The organism is Streptomyces sp. SID13666, assembly GCF_010548325.1.
Classification (GTDB): Bacteria; Actinomycetota; Actinomycetes; order Streptomycetales; family Streptomycetaceae; genus Actinacidiphila; species Actinacidiphila fildesensis.
In genome coordinates, this window is record NZ_JAAGLX010000034.1 from 47,241 (window position 1) to 65,368 (window position 18,128).

17 protein-coding genes and 1 pseudogene are annotated in these 18,128 nt (G+C 72.2%); 14 read left to right on the forward strand and 4 right to left on the reverse strand.

The genetic code is table 11. The features are described from left to right. Nucleotides 1–56 precede the first annotated feature (56 nt). Together G3I60_RS32000 and G3I60_RS32005 are read left to right on the forward strand one after the other, a co-directional pair. Nucleotides 57–1,286: a hypothetical protein gene (locus G3I60_RS32000; protein ID WP_164608065.1), complete on the forward strand. Its 1,230-nt coding sequence runs from the start codon at nt 57–59 to the stop codon at nt 1,284–1,286. Continuing rightward, nucleotides 1,283–2,419, forward strand: a complete 1,137-nt coding sequence (locus tag G3I60_RS32005; RefSeq protein ID WP_203674390.1) for a M48 family metallopeptidase — start codon at nt 1,283–1,285, stop codon at nt 2,417–2,419. Before G3I60_RS32000 ends, G3I60_RS32005 begins: the two co-directional genes overlap by 4 nt. Nucleotides 2,420–2,508: 89 nt before the next feature. Here the strand turns inward: G3I60_RS32005 and G3I60_RS45865 are convergent. Continuing rightward, nucleotides 2,509–2,870, reverse strand: a pseudogene (locus G3I60_RS45865) (hypothetical protein); the annotation flags it as partial. 97 nt (nt 2,871–2,967) lie between these two features. On the opposite strand from G3I60_RS45865, the gene G3I60_RS32010 reads away from it, so the two are divergent. Then, nucleotides 2,968–4,542, forward strand: coding sequence for a DUF2079 domain-containing protein (locus tag G3I60_RS32010; protein WP_244809137.1), 1,575 nt, complete (start codon nt 2,968–2,970; stop codon nt 4,540–4,542). A 65-nt stretch (nt 4,543–4,607) separates the two neighbouring features. After that, on the forward strand, nt 4,608–5,744 hold the full coding sequence (locus G3I60_RS32015) for a glycosyltransferase family 4 protein (protein ID WP_164296238.1): 1,137 nt from the start codon (nt 4,608–4,610) through the stop codon (nt 5,742–5,744). Nucleotides 5,745–5,809: 65 nt separating this feature from the next. On the opposite strand, the gene G3I60_RS32020 is transcribed toward G3I60_RS32015, so the two are convergent. Beyond that, the gene (locus G3I60_RS32020; RefSeq protein ID WP_164608067.1) at nt 5,810–7,606 is read right to left on the reverse strand and encodes a long-chain fatty acid--CoA ligase; all 1,797 of its coding nucleotides are present in this window, start codon (nt 7,604–7,606) and stop codon (nt 5,810–5,812) included. A 203-nt stretch (nt 7,607–7,809) separates the two neighbouring features. Between G3I60_RS32020 and G3I60_RS32025 the strand changes: the two genes are divergently transcribed. From G3I60_RS32025 to G3I60_RS32050, 6 genes are all read left to right on the forward strand, one after another. Continuing rightward, complete coding sequence (locus G3I60_RS32025; RefSeq protein ID WP_138356183.1) at nt 7,810–8,571, forward strand: metallophosphoesterase; 762 nt, start codon at nt 7,810–7,812, stop codon at nt 8,569–8,571. A gap of 90 nt (nt 8,572–8,661) precedes the next feature. After that, the gene (locus G3I60_RS32030) at nt 8,662–9,141 is read left to right on the forward strand and encodes an SRPBCC family protein (RefSeq protein WP_164296242.1); all 480 of its coding nucleotides are present in this window, start codon (nt 8,662–8,664) and stop codon (nt 9,139–9,141) included. A gap of 5 nt (nt 9,142–9,146) precedes the next feature. Beyond that, nucleotides 9,147–10,337, forward strand: a complete 1,191-nt coding sequence (locus G3I60_RS32035; RefSeq protein ID WP_164296243.1) for an ArsA-related P-loop ATPase — start codon at nt 9,147–9,149, stop codon at nt 10,335–10,337. Nucleotides 10,338–10,401: 64 nt separating this feature from the next. Further along, nucleotides 10,402–10,833 carry a DUF5304 domain-containing protein gene (locus G3I60_RS32040; protein WP_164296244.1) on the forward strand — a complete coding sequence of 144 codons (432 nt, stop codon included), beginning with the start codon at nt 10,402–10,404 and terminating at the stop codon, nt 10,831–10,833. 55 nt (nt 10,834–10,888) lie between these two features. Further along, complete coding sequence (locus tag G3I60_RS32045; RefSeq protein WP_138356180.1) at nt 10,889–11,830, forward strand: ROK family glucokinase; 942 nt, start codon at nt 10,889–10,891, stop codon at nt 11,828–11,830. Beyond that, on the forward strand, nt 11,827–12,609 hold the full coding sequence (locus G3I60_RS32050; RefSeq protein ID WP_164296279.1) for an endonuclease/exonuclease/phosphatase family protein: 783 nt from the start codon (nt 11,827–11,829) through the stop codon (nt 12,607–12,609). Before G3I60_RS32045 ends, G3I60_RS32050 begins: the two co-directional genes overlap by 4 nt. 21 nt (nt 12,610–12,630) lie before the next feature. Here G3I60_RS32050 and G3I60_RS32055 read toward each other — a convergent pair whose 3' ends face one another. Beyond that, nucleotides 12,631–13,104 carry a hypothetical protein gene (locus tag G3I60_RS32055; protein WP_164296281.1) on the reverse strand — a complete coding sequence of 158 codons (474 nt, stop codon included), beginning with the start codon at nt 13,102–13,104 and terminating at the stop codon, nt 12,631–12,633. A 91-nt stretch (nt 13,105–13,195) separates the two neighbouring features. Beyond that, nucleotides 13,196–13,972 carry a carboxylesterase gene (locus G3I60_RS32060; RefSeq protein WP_138356178.1) on the reverse strand — a complete coding sequence of 259 codons (777 nt, stop codon included), beginning with the start codon at nt 13,970–13,972 and terminating at the stop codon, nt 13,196–13,198. A gap of 150 nt (nt 13,973–14,122) precedes the next feature. Here G3I60_RS32060 and G3I60_RS32065 point away from each other — a divergent pair, with 150 nt between their 5' ends. The 4 genes from G3I60_RS32065 (at nt 14,123) to G3I60_RS32080 (ending at nt 18,073) form a co-directional block, all read left to right on the forward strand. After that, nucleotides 14,123–14,905 (forward strand): 1-acyl-sn-glycerol-3-phosphate acyltransferase, encoded by a 783-nt coding sequence (locus G3I60_RS32065; protein WP_164296246.1) that lies wholly within the window; start codon nt 14,123–14,125, stop codon nt 14,903–14,905. Nucleotides 14,906–14,962: 57 nt separating this feature from the next. Then, complete coding sequence (macS, locus tag G3I60_RS32070; RefSeq protein ID WP_164296248.1) at nt 14,963–16,183, forward strand: MacS family sensor histidine kinase; 1,221 nt, start codon at nt 14,963–14,965, stop codon at nt 16,181–16,183. 69 nt (nt 16,184–16,252) lie between these two features. Next, complete coding sequence (locus G3I60_RS32075; RefSeq protein WP_138356175.1) at nt 16,253–16,942, forward strand: response regulator transcription factor; 690 nt, start codon at nt 16,253–16,255, stop codon at nt 16,940–16,942. Between the two features lie 102 nt (nt 16,943–17,044). Continuing rightward, complete coding sequence (locus tag G3I60_RS32080) at nt 17,045–18,073, forward strand: 6-phosphofructokinase (RefSeq protein WP_164296250.1); 1,029 nt, start codon at nt 17,045–17,047, stop codon at nt 18,071–18,073. Nucleotides 18,074–18,128 lie beyond the last annotated feature (55 nt).

Here is an 18,128-nt window from a genome sequence, read left to right on the forward strand (position 1 = left end):
CGTCGGCCACCCGGCCCTGACCCGGGCCACGGGGCGGCGCCCGTACGATCGGGCGTATGGCGGCAGCGCGCACGCGACCCGGGACCGCCGCGCTGTGGTGCGCGGTGGTTCTCGTCGTGCTGACCCTGCCGGCGCTGCTCACCGGGTGCGGCGGTGGCGGGAGCGGTGCTGCCGTCGTCCCCGCGGGCCCGGGCGTTCCCGCCGTCCAGTCGGTGCTCGACCGGCATGCGGCGGCGCTGCTGCACCACGACGAGACGGCGTTCCTCGCGGACGTCGACCCGGGATTCCGGGACCGGCAGCGGCAGGTGTTCCGGAACCTGGCGCAGGTGCCGCTCGACTCGTGGTCGTACCGGGTGACGGGTGTCGGTGCCGACGCCGGCGGTGGTGGCAGTGACCGGGCTCTGGCGCGGGTCCAGGTCGGCTACCGGCTGACCGGGTACGACACCTCGGCGGTCACCTCGGACGCCGATCTGACGTTCGTCCGGCGCGGCGGCCGCTGGTACGTCGCCGGGGACCGGCACGACGCCCAGCAGTTGTGGGACCAGGGCCCGGTGCGGGTGGTGCGCGGAGCGCACAGCCTCGTGCTCGGGACGGACGGGCCCGCGGCGCTGCGGACCTACGCCGACGCCGCCGACCGTGCGGTGCCCGCGGTGGGGCGGGCCTGGGGGAACGGCTGGAGCGGGCGCGTCGTCGTCGAAGCGCCGTCCTCGCTGGCGCGGATGGCCGCGCTGCTGCACGGGGCCCCCGACACCTACCGTGGCATCGCCGCCGTCACCACCGGCGAACTCGGCGGATCCTCCGGGGCGCCGGCCGACCGCGTGATCATCAACCCCGAGGCGTTCGGGGAGCTTTCCGCGTTCGGCCGCCAGGTCGTGCTCACCCACGAGACGGCCCATGTCGCGACCCGTGCCGCCACCACCGCGACCACCCCGCTGTGGCTCACCGAGGGTTTCGCCGACTGGGTCGGCTACCGCGGCAGCGGCCGCACCGCCCGCCAGGACGCGCCCGAACTGAGCCGAGACGTGGCCGCGGGCAGAGTCCCGCGGAACCTGCCGTCCGACGCCGGCTTCGGGACGACGGCCGGCAGTCTGGCGCAGGCGTACGAGGGAGCGTGGCTCGCCTGCCGGCTGATCGCCGCCGACTGGGGCGACGCGAAACTCACCGAGCTGTACCGGGCCGCCGGCACCGGCGGCCCCCTCGACACGCACCTACGGGCCGTCCTCGGGACCGGCCTCGACGACTTCACCGCGCGCTGGCGCGCCTATGTGCAGCGGGAGTTGGCATGACGACCGGTGGGAGCAGTGACGGTGACGGGGTGCCGGAGGCGGACTTCACCCCTGAGGAGATCGCGCGGGGACGGGCGCTGCGGCGCGGGCAGTGGCCGCCCGCCCTCGCCGGCCGGCTGGCCTCCCTCCTGCTCCTTCTCGTCCTCGGGCTGACCCCGGCCGGCGCCGGCCTCGTCGGTCTCTTCGGCGACTCCTGGGCCGCGCGGATCGTCGGCGGCGGGCTCGCCCTGGTGCTGCTGCGACAGCTCGTCGCGCTGCCCTTCGCCGCCCGGGTGCGGATCGTACGAGCCCGGTTCGGGCTGGTCACCCAGGGGTGGGGCGGCTGGGCGGTGGATGTGCTGCGCGGGCTGCTCGTCTCCGTACCGCTCGCGCTGGGTGCGCTCTTCGCCGGCTACGCGCTCGCCGGGACCACCTCCCGGTGGTGGATCTGGACGGCGCTCGGTGCGGCCGCCGTCACCGTCGCTCTCTCGTGGCTGGCCCCCGTCGTCTTCGAACCGCTCTTCAACCGCTTCGCCCCGATGGAACCGGGTCCGCTGCGCGACGCGCTCCTCGCCCTCGCGGCGCGCGACGGGATCGCCGTACGCGATGTCCTCGTCGCCGACGCCTCCCGGCGCACCACCGCGCTCAACGCGTACGTCTCCGGCTTCGGCCGGACGCGGCGGATCGTCGCCTACGACACGCTCCTGACGACCGCCGAGCCGCGCGAGGTCGAGCTGGTCGTGGCGCACGAGCTGGGCCATGTGAAGCACCGGGATGTGGCGTGGGGGACGGTGCTCGGCGCGCTGGGGGCGGCGGCCGGGGTGTGCGTGCTGGCGGCGGTGGTGAGCCGGCAGCCGCTCCTCGACGCCGCGGGCGTGTCCCGCTTCTCCGACCCGCGCTCGATGATGCTGCTCGCGGCGGTGGCCGCGGTGGGGTCGACGCTGGCGGGGCCGTTCGGATGTGCGCTGAGCCGCCGGGTGGAACGCCGGGCCGACGCGCACGCGCTGCGGCTGACGGGGGATCCGGCGGGGTTCATCGCGATGCAGCGCCGGCTGGCGGTGGCGAACATCGCGGATCCGGAGCCGCCGCCGGTGCTGCATGCGCTGTTCGGTACGCATCCGACGTCGGCCGAACGGATCGCCGCGGCGCGGTAGTGCCACGCGCCCCCGGCGGTGGGGACGTCAGCGGGAGGTGAGCGCGGGGGTGCGGATTCCTGCGGTGCGCTGACGGGGGAGCGGATCCCCCAGACCCAGGCCCCGGTGAGCCGCCGGCCGGGGCCCCGGCCGGCCCGCAGCAGGCCGCGAACACCGCGGCGTCGGCGGCGCACACGAGGCAGAAGAACTCCGCCGCGTAGCCCCGGAACGGCAGCAGCGCGGGGGAGAGCACGACGAGGGCGGCGGCCGGCGGATACTGCCAGGTCACGTCGTCCAGCGGGAAGGTGCCGGTGCGCAGGATCTGGTACCAGCCCTGGTAGATCACAGACACATCGGTCGTGACATCCGGGCCCGGCAGGGCGACGACGTGGAAGACGCACAGCAGCAGCGCACCGCGGGTCAGCGCCCACACGAGGACGACGGGCTTCCTGCTGACCTGTGCGGTGCTCACCGGTGCGTCATGCGGCCGGAGTGACCGGAGGGAGCCCACGACGCGGCGGCGGCGCCCAGTAGGGTGAAGGCTCGTTCACGAGGGAGGGCGTCGAACGGTGGCACAGCTCGTCGCATCGCAGTCCGCGCGCGAGAGCGCGGCAGCCGCGCCGATCGCGCGGCAGCAGGACCGAATACGCACGGTCGCCCTGACCGTGCTCTGCTTCGCCGCCGTGCTGGCCGTGGGGCTGCAGCAGTGGGCGACCGTCCGGATCGGCGGGTTCGACCTGGGGATATTCGACCAGGCGGTCCGCGCGTACTCCCACTTCCAGCTGCCGCGCTCGCCCATCAAGAACTACCACCACGAGTTCCCGCCCGGCTTCTCCCTGCTGGGTGACCACTTCTCGCCGGTCCTCGCCCTCCTCGCCCCGCTGTACTGGGTGTGGGACGACCCCCGCATGCTGATCGGCGCCCAGGCGGCGCTCTTCGCGGCCGGCGTGCCGGTCGTGCGGCGGATCGCGGGGCACTGCTTCGCCGAGGCGCCGCAGGCCACCGTCCGCAGGGCCGCCGACCTGAGCTGCCTGGTCCACGGGCTGGGCTGGCCGCTGCTGCGCGCTTCGGGGGTCGGCTTCCACGAGGTCGCCTTCGCCGTCCCGCTGACCCTGCTGATGCTGGAGCGCGGGCTGGCCCGGCGCTACGGCGCGGTGCTGGTCTGCGCCGTCCTGCTGTGCTGCACCAAGGAGGACCTGGGGCTGCTCGCGGCGGCGTACGGGGCCGTCCTCATCGGCCGCGGCCGCCGGGACGGGGACCGGCCGGCGGTGCGTACCGGGCTCACGCTGTTCGTGCTGGGGCCGGTGGCGGCGCTGCTCGCGATCCGGGTGTTGATACCGGCGATGGGCGGGGTGCCCGGCTACTACTGGAACTACAGCGCCCTCGGCCCGGACATGGGGTCCGCGGCGCTGCGCTTCCTGACCGATCCGATCGCGGCCTTCGCGGTGACCGTCGACCACTCGGCGAAACCGGTTCTCCTGCTGTGGCTGCTGGGGCCGCTGCTCCTGCTGCCGCTCGGGTCCGCCACCTTCTGGTGCGCGGTCCCGCTGCTCGCCGAGCGGCTCTTCTCCGACAACCCCAGCCACTGGGCGACCACCCACCACTACGACGCCTTCCTGTGGCCGGTCCTGCTGGTGGCCGCGGTGGAGACGGCGGCCCGGCTGCACCGCAGACACACCGGGCGGCCGGTCGCTCGCTGGACGCCGGTGGCGGTGGCCTGTTCACTGCTGATCTCGGTCGTGTGCGGTCTGGGCAATCTGCTGCTGCCGGCCGCCTGGACGCCCAGCCCCTCGGAACGGGCGCTCGCCGAGGGCGTGCGCCTGGTGCCGGCGGGGGCCACTGTCGAGGCCGACAACAACGCGGCGCCCCGGCTGACCCGCCGCGCCCAGGTCGTCATCGCGGACGAGACCCCGCGCGACGCCGAGTACGTGCTGCTCCAGACGGTGCGGAAGATGTTCCCCTTCACGACGGTGGACGACCAGCGCGACCGCGTGCTGCTGCTGCTCGACAACGGCTACACCGTGCTGTGGGCGAAGGACGGCGTCGTCCTGCTGCACCGGACCGACCCCGGCCGCCCGGTACCCGGCGCGCGGGTGCCGGGCGACGACAGCGTGCCCGTCAAGGAACCGGAAGTCCGTTCCTGACACCCAGGGGCAGGGACCGGTGCGGACCGGCAGGGACCGGCACCGGTCGGCTACTCTCGGCGGCGATGGACAAGACCTTGATCGTCACCAATGACTTCCCGCCCCGGCCCGGCGGCATCCAGGCCTTCGTGCACAGCATGGCGCTGCGGCTGGATCCCGGACAGGTGGTCGTGTACGCCTCGACGTGGAAAGGGCCGGACGGCGGCGAGGTCGAGCGCTTCGACGCCGAACAGCCGTTCCCGGTCATCCGCGACCGCACGACGATGCTGCTGCCCACCCCCGGCGTGACCCGGCGCGCGGCCGGGCTGCTGCGCGAGCACGGCTGCTCGTCGGTGTGGTTCGGAGCGGCGGCGCCGCTGGGGCTGATGGCCCCCGCGCTGCGCCGGGCGGGCGCGCGCAGGCTGGTCGCCACCACGCACGGCCACGAAGCGGGCTGGGCCCAACTGCCCGCCAGCCGGCAGCTGCTGCGCCGGATCGGCGAGGGCACCGACACCATCACGTACCTGGGCGAGTACACGCGGTCGCGGATCGCGAAGGCGCTCACGCCCGCCGCGGCGGCGCGGATGGTGCAACTGCCGCCCGGTGTCGACGAGAAGACCTTCCACCCGGCCTCGGGCGGCGCCGCGGTACGGGCCCGGCTCGGGCTCGCGGACCGGCCGGTGGTGGTGTGCGTCTCGCGGCTGGTGCCGCGCAAGGGACAGGACACGCTGATCCTGGCGATGCCGCGGATCCTGGCCGCCGTGCCGGACGCGGTGCTGCTGGTGGTCGGCGGCGGACCGTACGCCAAGGACCTGGCCGAACTCTCGGCGCGGACCGGCGTCACCGCCTCCGTGCGCTTCACCGGACCGGTGCCCTGGGAGGAGCTGCCCGCCCACTACGGCGCGGGCGACGTCTTCGCGATGCCGTGCAGGACCCGCCGCGGCGGGCTGGACGTCGAAGGCCTGGGAATCGTCTACCTGGAGGCCTCGGCGACCGGACTGCCGGTGGTGGCGGGCGATTCGGGCGGCGCCCCGGACGCGGTGCTGGACGGCGAGACCGGCTGGGTGGTGCCCGGAGGTTCGCCCGCGCAGGCGGCGGACCGGATCGTCACCCTGCTGGGCGACCCGGAGCTGCGCCGGCGGATGGGCGAGCGCGGCCGGCGCTGGGTCGAGGAGGCGTGGCGCTGGGATCTGCTGGCGGAACGTCTGAAGTCGTTGCTGTAAAGGGCACTTGACGCGCAACGGCTCCCCCGGACGAGGTCCGGGGGAGCCGTTTTCCGTGCGTGCGCTCAGTGCTGGTAGAGCGCCTCGATCTCGCCCGCGAAGTCCTTCATGACGACGTTGCGCTTCAGCTTCAGCGACGGCGTCACATGGCCGGACTCCTCGGTGAACTGGTTCGGCAGGATCTGGAACTTGCGCACCGACTCGGCCTTGGAGACGGCCGCGTTGCCCTGGTCCACCGCGTGCTGCACGGCGGCCAGCAGCTCCGGGTCCTCGGCCAGTTCGGCCACGCTGCGGCCGGCCTTGCCGTGCTGTTCCGCCCAGCGGGGCAGGAACTCCTCGTCCAGAGTGACGAGGGCGGCGATGAACGGCTTGCCGTCACCGACGACCATGCACTCGGCGATCAGCGCGTCGGCCCGGATCCGGTCCTCGATCACGGCGGGGGCGACGTTCTTGCCGCCGGCCGTGACGATGATCTCCTTCTTGCGGCCGGTGATGGACAGATAGCCGTCCTCGTCGACCGTGCCCAGGTCACCGGTGTGGAACCAGCCGTCGGAGACCGCATCGGCGGTGGCCGTCTGGTTGTTCCAGTAGCCGGAGAACAGGTGCTCGCCATGCAGCAGCACCTCGCCGTCGTCGGCGATCCGCACCGTCGAACCGGGCAGCGGCTGGCCGACCGTGCCGATCTTCGTACGGTCCCAGGGGTTGAACGCGGTGGCCGCACAGGACTCGGTGAGGCCGTAGCCCTCCAGGACGGTGAAGCCGATGCCCCGGTAGAAGTGCCCGAGCCGCTCGCCCAGCGGCGCGCCACCGGAGATGGCGTGCGTGGCGCGGCCGCCGAGGACGGCGCGCAGCTTGCTGTAGACCAGCCGGTCGAAGACCTTGTGCTTGAACTTCAGGCCGACCGACGGGCCGCCGGCGGAGTCCAGCGCCCGGCTGTAGGTGATCGCGGTGTCCGCGGCCTTGTCGAAGATCTTGCCCTTGCCGTCGGCCTGCGCCTTGGCCCGCGCCGAGTTGTACACCTTCTCGAAGACCCGGGGCACGCCCAGGATCATCGTCGGCCGGAACGCGGCCAGCTCGTCGGTGAGGTGCTTGATGTCGCTGACGTGCCCGAGCTTGATCGGCGCCATCACGGCCGCCACCTCGACCAGCCGGCCGAAGACGTGCGCGAGCGGCAGGAACAGCAGCACCGAGGACTCGCCGGTCCTGAACAGCGGGGCGAGGCGTTCCACCACATTGCCGCACTCGGCGAAGAAGGCCCGGTGGCTCAGCACACAGCCCTTGGGGCGGCCGGTGGTCCCGGAGGTGTACACGATCGTGGCGGGGGAGTCCGCGACGGCGGTCGCTCCCCGCTCGTCCACCACCTTCTCGGAGATGTCTGCGCCGACGGACACCAGGTGTTCCACGGCACCGGCGTCGATCCGCCAGATGTGCTTGAGCTCGGGGAGCCGGTCGTGCACCGAGGCGACGGCGGCCTCGTGGGTACCGGACTCGACGATGCAGGCCACCGCGCCCGAGTCACCGAGGATCCACTCGACCTGTTCGGCCGAGGACGTCTCGTACACGGGCACGGCGACCGCGCCGGCGCTCCAGATCGCGAAGTCGAAGAGCGTCCACTCGTACCGGGTGGGCGACATCAGGGCGACCCGGTCGCCAGGCTGCACGCCGGATGCGATCAGTCCCTTGGCGACGGCTCTGACCTCGGAGAAGAAGTCGGTGGCGGTGACGTCCTGCCATTCGCCGCCCGCGTTCTTGCGGGCGATCACCGGAACAGCTGGGTGCTGAGCGGCGTTGCGGCGGATCAGATCCGTCAGGTTGCCGTCCGCGGGGACCTCGTAAAGGGCCGGAAGGCTGAACTCACGCAAGGCTGGTGCTCCTCATCGGCGCGACGGCGCACCCGGAGGGATAGTTGGACGGCCTGGACGTTACCCACCGGTAAAGCTTTCGCGATAGGGGTGCAGTACAGATGTTTTATGCATCACATACCCAGGAGTGCGGCTGAACCGCTCCGCGAACAGTAGTCCAGAGCGCCGGTAACCCGCAGGTAACCGGCGATAGGCTGACGGCCATGCGGGTCCATGTGGTGAGCGATGTGCACGGTGCGGCGGAGGCTCTGGCCAGGGCCGGAGACGGTGCGGACGCCTTGATCTGCCTCGGCGACCTCGTGCTCTTCCTGGACTACGCCGATCACTCACGGGGGATCTTCCCGGACCTCTTCGGCGCGGCGAACGCCTCGCGCATGGTCGCGCTGCGGACCGCCAAGCGCTTCGAGGAGGCCCGCGCCCTCGACCGCGAGCTGTGGGAGGGCATCGACCGGCGCGGCGCCATCGAGACCGCCGTACGGAAGCAGTACGCGGAACTCTTCGCGGCCTTTCCCGCGCCGACGTACGCCACCTACGGCAATGTCGACATTCCGGCGCTGTGGTCGGAGTACGCCACCGAGGGCACCACGGTCCTGGACGGCGGCACCGCCGAGATCGGCGGCCTGGTCTTCGGCTTCGTCGGCGGCGGACTGCGGACAGCGATGCGCACCCCGTACGAGATCGACGAGGCCGAGTACGCCGGGAAGGTCGCGGCGCTCGGGCGGGTCGACGTGCTCTGCTCGCACATCCCGCCCGCCGTTCCCGAGCTCTGCTACGACACCGTCGCCCGCCGCTTCGAACGCGGCAGCGAGGCGCTGCTCGACGCGATCCGCACCACCCGCCCCAAGTACGCCCTCTTCGGCCATGTCCACCAGCCGCTGGTCCCGCGGATGCGGATCGGCAGGACCGAGTGCGTCAACGTCGGACACTTCAACGCCACCCGCAGGCCATGGGCCCTGGAGTGGTGAGTGCCGGGGTGACAGTTGTTCGACCGGCAGGCGGTAGCCTGCACCAGCAGACCCAGACATACGGCGCGAAGTCCCGGAGGGGCCACAGCGATGGCGGAACACACCAAGTCGAGCATCACCATCGAGGCGGCCCCGGCCGACGTCATGGGCGTCATCGCGGATTTCCACCGCTATCCCGAGTGGACCGGTGAGGTGAAGGAGGCGGAGATCCTCTCCGCCGACGCCGAGGGCCGCGCGGAGCGGGTCCGGCTGCTGCTGGACGCCGGGGCGATCAAGGACGACCACACGCTCGCCTACCGCTGGGTCGGCGACAGCGAGGTCCACTGGTCGCTGGTCAAGTCCCAGATGCTCCGCACCCTGGACGGCTCGTACGCCGTCGCCCCGCTGGACGGTGGCGCGCGCACCGAGGTCACGTACCAGCTGACGGTCGACGTCAAGATCCCGATGCTCGGCATGATCAAGCGTAAGGCCGAGAAGGTCATCATCGACCGCGCACTCGCCGGTCTGAAGAAGCGCGTCGAATCCGGTCCGCCCGCCGGCGCGCCCGACAGTCCGCCCGACAAGAGCTGAGCGCCGTGCGCACGGTCCTGGTCACCGGCCCCGGCGGAGCCGGCCGCACCACGGCGGCCGCCGCCACGGCGGTGAGCGCGGCCCGGCAGGGTGCCCGCACCCTGCTGCTGTCCACGGACCGTGGCACGTCGCTGGAGGCCGTACTCGACGGGGACCGGACCACCGTGCCCGGTCTGCGCGCCCACCGGATAGACACCCAGGCGACGTTCCGGGCCGACGCCCGCGACGTCCAGTCCCGGCTCGGCTCCCTCCTGGACCTGCTCGGCGCCGAACCGCTGGACCCCGAGGAACTCACCGAACTCCCCGGCGCCGACTCGCTGGCCCTGCTGCGCGCGCTGCGCGAATCGGCCGACGGATCCGCCGGCTGGGACGTGGTCGTCGTCGACCTGCCGGCCACCCCCGCGGCGCTCGCCGCCCTCGCCCTCCCCGAGCAGCTGCGCCGCTACCTGCGGCGGCTCGTCCCCGTCCAGCGCCAGGCGGCCAGGGCGCTGCGCCCGGTGCTCGCCCAGCTCGCGGGCGTGCCGATGCCGGCCCAGTGGGCGTACGAGGCCGCCGAGCGCGTCGACCGTGAACTCGCCGCCGCCCAGGCCGTGATCGAGGCCGCGGGCACGACCGTACGGCTGGTCGTCGAGCCCGGCGCGGCCGCGGCCGACGCGGTCAGGACCGCCCGTACCGGACTGGCGCTCTTCGGGCACCGGCTGGAGGCCGTGGTCGCCAACCGGCTGCTGCCCGACCACTCGCCCGACCCCTGGCTCGCCGACCTGTCCGGCGTCCAGCACAAGGAACTCGCCGCGCTGCGGGCCGAATTGGCCGGAACCGGTACGGCGGTCCATGAACTGCCGCACCTGGGACGGGAACCGCGCGGCACCGACGACCTCGGCGCGCTCGGCGCCGTACCGCCGGGTCCCGGGGCGGAGCCGGACGGGACGGACGGGCGCGCGGCCGATCCGTGGAGCGTGACCGACCAGCCCGGCGCCGAGGACCGTTTCCGCTGGCGGCTGCCGCTGCCCGGGGCCACCCGTGAGGGTCTCGGACTGGTCCGGCGGGGTGACGAACTCGTGGTCGACGCGGAAGGTTTCCGCCGGATCCTCCCGCTGCCCTCCGCCCTGCGGCGCTGCACCGTCGACGGCGCGGCGCTGCGCGACGGAGCCCTGGAGGTCCGGTTCGCGCCGGATCCCGACCTCTGGCCGCGCTGAACGCAGTGCGTCCATTCGGGTACCTTCGGTAGAACAACCCCGGAGCGCCGCGAGGGAGACCGTCATGAGCGAGACCACCGACCGGCCCGACGCCGACGCGTGGGCCAAGGCCAGCGCGGAGGACACCGCCGCCGAGAACGCCCGGCGGCGTGAGCAGGCAGGACAGGGCGTCGGCAGCGCCACGGAAGAGCTGCGACGGCTCGCCGAGGCCGTGACCGAGAAGCTCGCCGAATTCCGCAACCCGGCGGTGACACTCGCCGCACAGACGGTGATCTCGCAGGTCAAGTCGGTTGTCGAGCCCATCCGCGAGCGCAACCCCGAGGTCTTCGAGCATCTGTCCTCGGCCGGCGTCGAGCTGCTCGCCGCCTACCGCTCGGTCGTCGCGGGACACGAGACCCGGTGGACCGCCAAGGACACGGCCGCCGGACACCGCGCTTCCGAGACACCGCCCGACTCATCCACCGGCTCAACCAGTGAGCACATCGACCTCGACTGACCTCCCCTCCGGTACGGTTGGCTGAAGCGGGGATCGACCGAAAACTGAGGGACACATGGGACTCACCATCGGCGTCGACATCGGCGGCACAAAGATCGCGGCCGGCGTAGTCGATGAGGACGGCTCGATTCTTGAGACGTGCAAGGTGCCGACCCCGGCGACCCCCGAGGCAGTCGTGGACGCCATCGCGGACGCGGTGCGCACGGTCAGCACCGGCCATGAGGTCGACGCGGTCGGCATCGGCGCGGCCGGCTACGTGGACGACAAGCGTGCCACCGTGCTCTTCGCCCCGAACATCAACTGGCGGCACGAAGCGCTCAAGGACAAGGTCGAGCAGCGCGTCGGCCTCTCCGTCATCGTCGAGAACGACGCGAACGCGGCGGCGTGGGGCGAATACAAGTTCGGTGCGGGCCAGGGTCACGACGACGTCGTGTGCATCACCCTCGGCACCGGCCTCGGCGGCGGCATCATCATCGGCGGCAAGCTGCACCGCGGCCGGTTCGGTGTGGCGGGCGAGTTCGGCCACGTACGGATGGTGCCGGACGGGCTGCTGTGCGGCTGCGGCAGCCAGGGCTGCTGGGAGCAGTACGCCTCCGGGCGCGCTCTCGTCCGCTACGCGAAGCAGCGTGCCGCGGCCACGCCGGAGAACGCGGAGCTGCTGCTCTCCCTCGGCGACGGCAACCCCGACACCATCGAGGGCAAGCACATCAGCGAGGCCGCGCGGGGCGGTGACCCGGTGGCGATCGACTCGTTCCGTGAGCTGGCCCGCTGGGCGGGCGCGGGCCTGGCCGACCTGGCCTCGCTCTTCGACCCGTCGGCGTTCATCGTCGGCGGCGGGGTCTCGGACGAGGGCGAGCTGGTGCTCGACCCGATCCGCAAGTCCTTCCGCCGCTGGCTGGTGGGCGGCCAGTACCGGCCGCATGCCCAGGTGCTCGCCGCGCAGCTCGGCGGCAAGGCAGGACTGGTCGGCGCCGCCGACCTGGCCCGCCAGGGCTGACGACCGTGCTCGCGGACCTGCCGCCCTCGACCACCGAGCCGGGTGACTCGGCGGTGGTCCGCGTGCTCAGTTACAACATCCGCTCCATGCGGGACGACAGGGGGGCGCTCGCCCGGGTCATCCAGGCCTGCGCCCCCGACCTCGTCCTCCTGCAGGAGGCGCCGCGCTTCTTCCGCTGGCGCAAGGCCGCCGCCTGGCTCGCCCATGAGTGCAACATGGTCATCGTCACCGGTGGCGCCACCGCCGCGGGACCGATGATCCTCTCCTCGCTGCGCGCCCATGTCGAGCGCACCGAGGACATCCTGCTGCCGCGTACCCCCGGTCTGCACCAGCGTGGTTTCGCCACCGCCGTCGTACGGATCGGCGGCGCCCGGCTCTCCGTGCTCAGCTGCCACCTCAGCCTCAGCGCGGCGGAACGCGACGGACAGTCCGCGCTGCTGCTGGAACGGCTCGCGGAAATGGGCGAGCCGTATGCCGTGGCGGGCGGCGATCTCAACGACCATCCGGACGGCCGCGCGTTCGGCCGGCTGTCGGCGGAGCTCCAGGACGCCTGGGCCACCAAGCCGTGGGGCAGCGAGTTCACCTCGGTGCCGGACAACCCCTACCAGCGCATCGACGCGATCTTCGCGACGCAGGGCGTCGAGGTGCTGGGGTGCGGGGTGCCGCAGGGCCTTCCCGGTGTCGATCCGGCGGACCTGCTGGCCGCCACCGACCACCTGCCGCTGCTGGCCGCGTTCCGTATCCCGGCCGCGGCCCCGTCGGTCATCCCCGGCGGCTGAACCGCGCGGGAAACGGCCTGGTCAGACGACCGCGCCGCCACCGGGCAGCTCGTCGTCGTCCTCGCCCGTGCGCAGCCGCGTGACGAGGGTGCAGAAGCCGCCGACGAAGCCGCCGACGCCCAGTGTCATGACCCACCAGGTGATCTCCTGCTGGAGCAGGATGAACACGATCAGCAGCAGCGGCCCGCCCAGGACCGCGAGCCAGGCGAACTTGGTCGTGACATCGGCCTGCGGAAGCGGCGGGGGCTCGGGCGGTACGTAGTGGCCCTCGTCCTCGTCCTCATGGGCCGCGTAGTCGCGCGGGCCGTGGATCACCGGGTGGACGACGATGCTGCGGGTCGGCGGGCCGGACCCGGCGTCCGGGTCGCTGTCGCCGGCAGGGTCGTCGGGCCGGGCGGGCGAGAGGTTCTCGGCGTCGGGCCAGGAGGCGGTGCCCGGCTCGGGCTCGTCGTCGAAGCCCGCGACCAGCTCGGCCCAGGCGGCGTCCTCGTCCAGCGGCGCACGGGCCGCCCCGTCGGCGGGGTCCGCGACGGCCGGCTCGGGGGCGTCGGGAGCGGTCTCGTCGGGAACCTGGTCCTCCTCGCGCTCAGCCACTGGCCGTTACCTCCTTGTCCACCGCGGGCGCCAGGCGCCGGATGAATCCGTAGGACTCCTCGAAGATCTGTTCCGCGTCATGGTCCAGCGTCGCCACGTGGTAGCTCCGCTCCAGCACGATCTCGGTGACGTCGCTGGAGGAGACCTTGCTGAGGACGACCGCGGTGTTCGAGGGGTGGACCACATGGTCCACCCGGCTGTGCAGCAGCAGCAACGGCTGCGTGACCTGCGGCAGCCCCGCTCTGACGAGTTTCCAGAAGCGGCTGAGGGAGTACACGGCGTGCAGCGGCGTCCGGTCGTAACCGACCTCCAGGCCGCCCTCCTTGGCGATGTCGCTGGTGATGCCCGGCACCGACGGCACCAGATGGCGCAGCACCGGAACCGCCTTGATCTGGTGGCTGTCGGCCTTGACCGAAGGATTCACCAGGACGATGCCGCTGATCGAGTGGCCGTGCAGCGCGGCGAGCCGCAGTGTCAGGGCGCCACCCATCGACATGCCGCAGACGAAGACCTGCGAGCAGCGGGCCGACAACTCGCGCAGCGCGCGGTCGACCTCGGCGTACCAGTCCTGCCAGCCGGTCTGCTGCATGTCCTGCCAGCGGGTGCCGTGACCCGGCAGCAGCGGCACGGACACCGTCAGGCCGCGGGCCGCCAGATACTCGCCCCAGGGGCGCATGGACTGCGGTGTGCCGGTGAATCCGTGACAGAGCAGGACACCGGTCTCGCCACCGTCGTGGCTGTACGGCTCGGCTCCAGGCATGAGCGGCACCGTGGGACTCCTGTTCGCCGCGGGGAGGGTGGCAGGAGTTCAGCGTACGCGGCCCGGATACCCCCCGGTAAGCCCCGTCGCGTGGACGCGGGGAGTGCCGGGGGCCGAACTGGCGTTAAGGTCTTTGCGTCAGCTACAGGAGGTCCTCGGTTGTTCTACGGCGCGATGAAGCTCGCGATCGGTTCGCCGCTCAAGCTCGCCTTCCGCCCCTGGGTGGAAGGCATCGAGAACATCCCCAAGGAGGGGCCGGCGATCCTTGCCAGCAATCACCTCTCCTTCTCGGACTCCTTCTTCCTCCCCGCGATGCTCGACCGGCCGGTCACCTTCATCGCCAAGGCGGAGTACTTCACGTCCCCGGGCGTGAAGGGGAAGCTGACGGCCGCCTTCTTCAAGGGCGTCGGCCAGCTCCCGGTGGACCGCTCCGGCGCGCGCGGCGCCGGCGAGGCCGCGATCAACAGCGGGATCCAGGTGCTGGAGCGCGGTGAGCTGTTCGGCATCTACCCCGAGGGCACCCGTTCCCCCGACGGCCGGCTCTACCGGGGCAAGCCCGGCGGCCTGGCCCGGGTGGCGCTGGCCTCCGGAGCGCCGGTGATCCCCGTCGCCATGATCGACACCGAGAAGGTGCAGCCGCCCGGCAAGGTGCTGCCCAAGGTCTCGGTGCGTCCCGGCATCCGGATCGGCAAGCCGCTCGACTTCAGTCGCTACCACGGCATGGAGGGCGACCGCTTCATCCTGCGCTCGGTGACCGACGAGGTCATGTACGAGATCATGAAGCTGTCCGGCCAGGAGTACGTGGACATCTACGCCACCGCCGCGAAGCGCCAGATCGCGGAGGAGGCCAAGCGGCAGGCCGAGCTGGAGAAGTCCGAGAAGGCCGAGCGGGAAGCCGCCGAGAAGGCGGCCCAGGCCAAGGGCGGGCCGGCCGGGTCCTAGGACCCGGCCGGGCGGGCCGTCGGGGGAGGGGGAGCGGTGGCGGCGAAGGCTATCCGGATGTCCGTCGAGCAGCCGCTGTGGCGTGCGCTGATCGCGTACCGCGTGCTCACCCTCGGCTATGCGCTGGCCCTGTTCGGCGACGCCTACGGGGAGTACCGGCACCCGCTGGTCGCCACCGTGTACATGGTGGTCCTGACCGTCTGGACGTTCCTCACCCTGGGGCGGGTGCGGTCCGCCGAACGGTGCACCAAGCGCTTCCTCTTCGCCGACCTCACCATCGCGCTGACCGGGATACTGCTCACCCCCGTCGCCGACACGCATCTGCGGATCGTCGAGGGCGCCCCGACGCTGCCGTCCATCTGGACGGCGGGATCCGTCCTCGCCTTCGCGATCAAGGGTGGCTGGCGCTGGGCCGCGGTCGCCTCCACGCTCGTCGGCGTCGCCAACGTCGTCCAGCGCGGCTCCTTCGCCCGCGACAGCCTGCACAACGTCCTGCTGGTGTGGGTGGCGAGCATCGCCATCGGCTATGTCGTCGAGGTCGCCCGCGCCAGCGAGCGGACCCTCGCGCGGGCGCTGCAGATCGAGGCGGCCACCCGTGAGCGGGAACGGCTCGCCCGGGACATCCACGACAACGTGCTCCAGGTGCTCGCCATGGTCCAGCGCCGGGGCAGCGAGGCGGGCGGCGAGGCCGCGGCGCTCGGCCGGATGGCCGGTGAGCAGGAGTCGGCGCTGCGGGCGCTGGTCTCCGACGGCTTCGTCCCCAACCCCCGGCACCCCGAGAACGCCGCCGCGGTCCGCCGCGGCCGGCTGCTCGCGGCGCTCCGCTCGCGCACCGGCGCCGCCGAGGCCGACCAGGAGGCCGCGGACGCGGCACTCGGCCCGTGCGACGTACGGGCCCTGCTCACGCCCTACGGCAGCTCGCAGGTGACGATCTCGGCACCCGGGACCCCGGTCCTGGTCGACGCGTACGCCGCCGCCGAGCTCGCGGCGGCCGTCGGCGCCGCCCTCGACAACGTCCGCACGCACGCCGGGGAGCAGGCCCACGCCTGGATCCTGCTGGAGGACGAGCCCGGCGAGATCCTCGTCAGCGTCCGCGACGACGGCCCCGGCATCCCGGAAGGCCGGCTCGCCGACGCCGAACAGGAGGGCCGGCTCGGCGTCGCCCAGTCCATCCGCGGCCGGCTCCGCGACCTCGGCGGCACCGCGTCCCTCATCACCACCCCCGGCCAGGGCGCCGAGGTCGAACTCCGGCTCCCCAAGAAGCGCCCCACGCCGTGAGCTCCGCGTATCCGCCGCGTTTGTAGAGTTGCCCCGGCACGGAGATTCGGCCGGACGAGAGGCAGTCACATGGCGGGGGACACCCAACCCGAGCAGGACCACACCGTGAAGGTGATGGTGGTCGACGACCACCCGATGTGGCGGGACGCGGTCGCCCGGGACCTGTCCGAGGCCGGCTACCAGGTGGTGGCGACGGCGGGCGACGGGCCGGAGGCCGTGCGCCGGGCCAGGGCGGCGATGCCCGAGGTGATCGTGCTGGACCTCAACCTGCCGGGGATGTCCGGAGTGCAGGTGTGCAAGGACGTGGTCGCGGACAATCCCGCGCTGCGGGTGCTGGTGCTGTCGGCGAGCGGCGAGCACGAGGACGTGCTGGAGGCCGTGAAGTCCGGTGCCACCGGCTATCTGCTGAAGTCCGCCGGCCGTGACGAGCTGGTGGAGGCGGTCCGCAGGACGGCGATCGGCGATCCGGTCTTCACCCCGGGGCTGGCCGGGCTGGTCCTGGGCGAGTACCGGCGGCTGGCCTCCGACCCGGCTCCCACGTCCTCGGACGAGCCCGAGGCGCCTCGGCTGACGGACCGTGAGACGGAGGTGCTGCGGCTGGTCGCGAAGGGCCTGAGCTACAAGCAGATCGCCGAGCGGCTCGTCATCTCGCACCGCACCGTGCAGAACCACGTGCAGAACACCCTCGGCAAGCTGCAGCTGCACAACCGGGTGGAACTGGTGCGTTACGCGATCGAGCGCGGTCTCGACGGCGAATGACCCCGTTCGCCCCATCCCGCATGTGACCCAAGTCACGCTAGCGTTGCCCGAGTTGGTTCCCGTTAAGGCAATGCAACGCAGTGCTGGCGAAGGGAAGAGTCCATGCGGGTCGGAGTACTGACCGGTGGTGGTGACTGCCCCGGTCTCAACGCGGTCATCCGGGCGATCGTCCGCAAAGGTGTCCAGGAGTACGACTACGAGTTCATCGGCTTCAGGGACGGCTGGCGCGGTCCCCTCGAAGGCGACACCGTGCCGCTCGACATCCCCGCCGTGCGGGGCATCCTGCCGCGCGGCGGCACCATCCTCGGTTCCTCGCGCACCAATCCGCTCAAGGTCGAGGACGGTATCCGCCGGGTCAGGGAGAACCTCGCCGCCTTCGACGTCGACGCGCTCATCGTGATCGGTGGCGAGGACACCCTGGGGGTGGCCGCGACCCTCTCCGACGAGCACGGCATTCCGTGCGTCGGCGTTCCCAAGACCATCGACAACGACCTGTCCGCCACCGACTACACCTTCGGCTTCGACACGGCGGTCAACATCGCCACCGAGGCGATCGACCGGCTGCACACCACTGCCGAATCGCACATGCGTGTCCTCGTCGTCGAGGTGATGGGCCGGCACGCCGGCTGGATAGCCCTGCACTCGGGGCTGGCCGGCGGGGCCAACGTCATCCTCATCCCGGAACAGCGCTTCGACGTCGAGCAGGTCTGCGGCTGGGTGGAGAGCCGGTTCAAGATCCGTTACGCGCCCATCGTGGTCGTCGCGGAAGGCGCCATGCCCAAGGACGGCGACATGGTGCTCAAGGACGGCACCCTGGACTCGTTCGGCCATGTCCGGCTCTCCGGCGTGGGCGAATGGCTCGCCAAGGAGATCGAGAAGCGCACCGGCAAGGAGGCCCGCACCACGGTGCTCGGGCACGTCCAGCGCGGTGGAACGCCCAGTGCGTTCGACCGCTGGCTGGCCACCCGGTTCGGGCTGCACGCCATCGACGCGGTGCGCGAAGGGGACTTCGGGAAGATGGTCGCGCTGCGCGGTACGGACATCGTCCGGGTGCCGATCGCGGAGGCCACCGCCCGGATCAAGACCGTCGATCCGAAGCTCTACACGGAGGCGGGGGTCTTCTTTGGCTGAACCTTGAACATCAGGGGAACATCACTGCTTGCAGCAGACGATCAGTGCGCCTTAT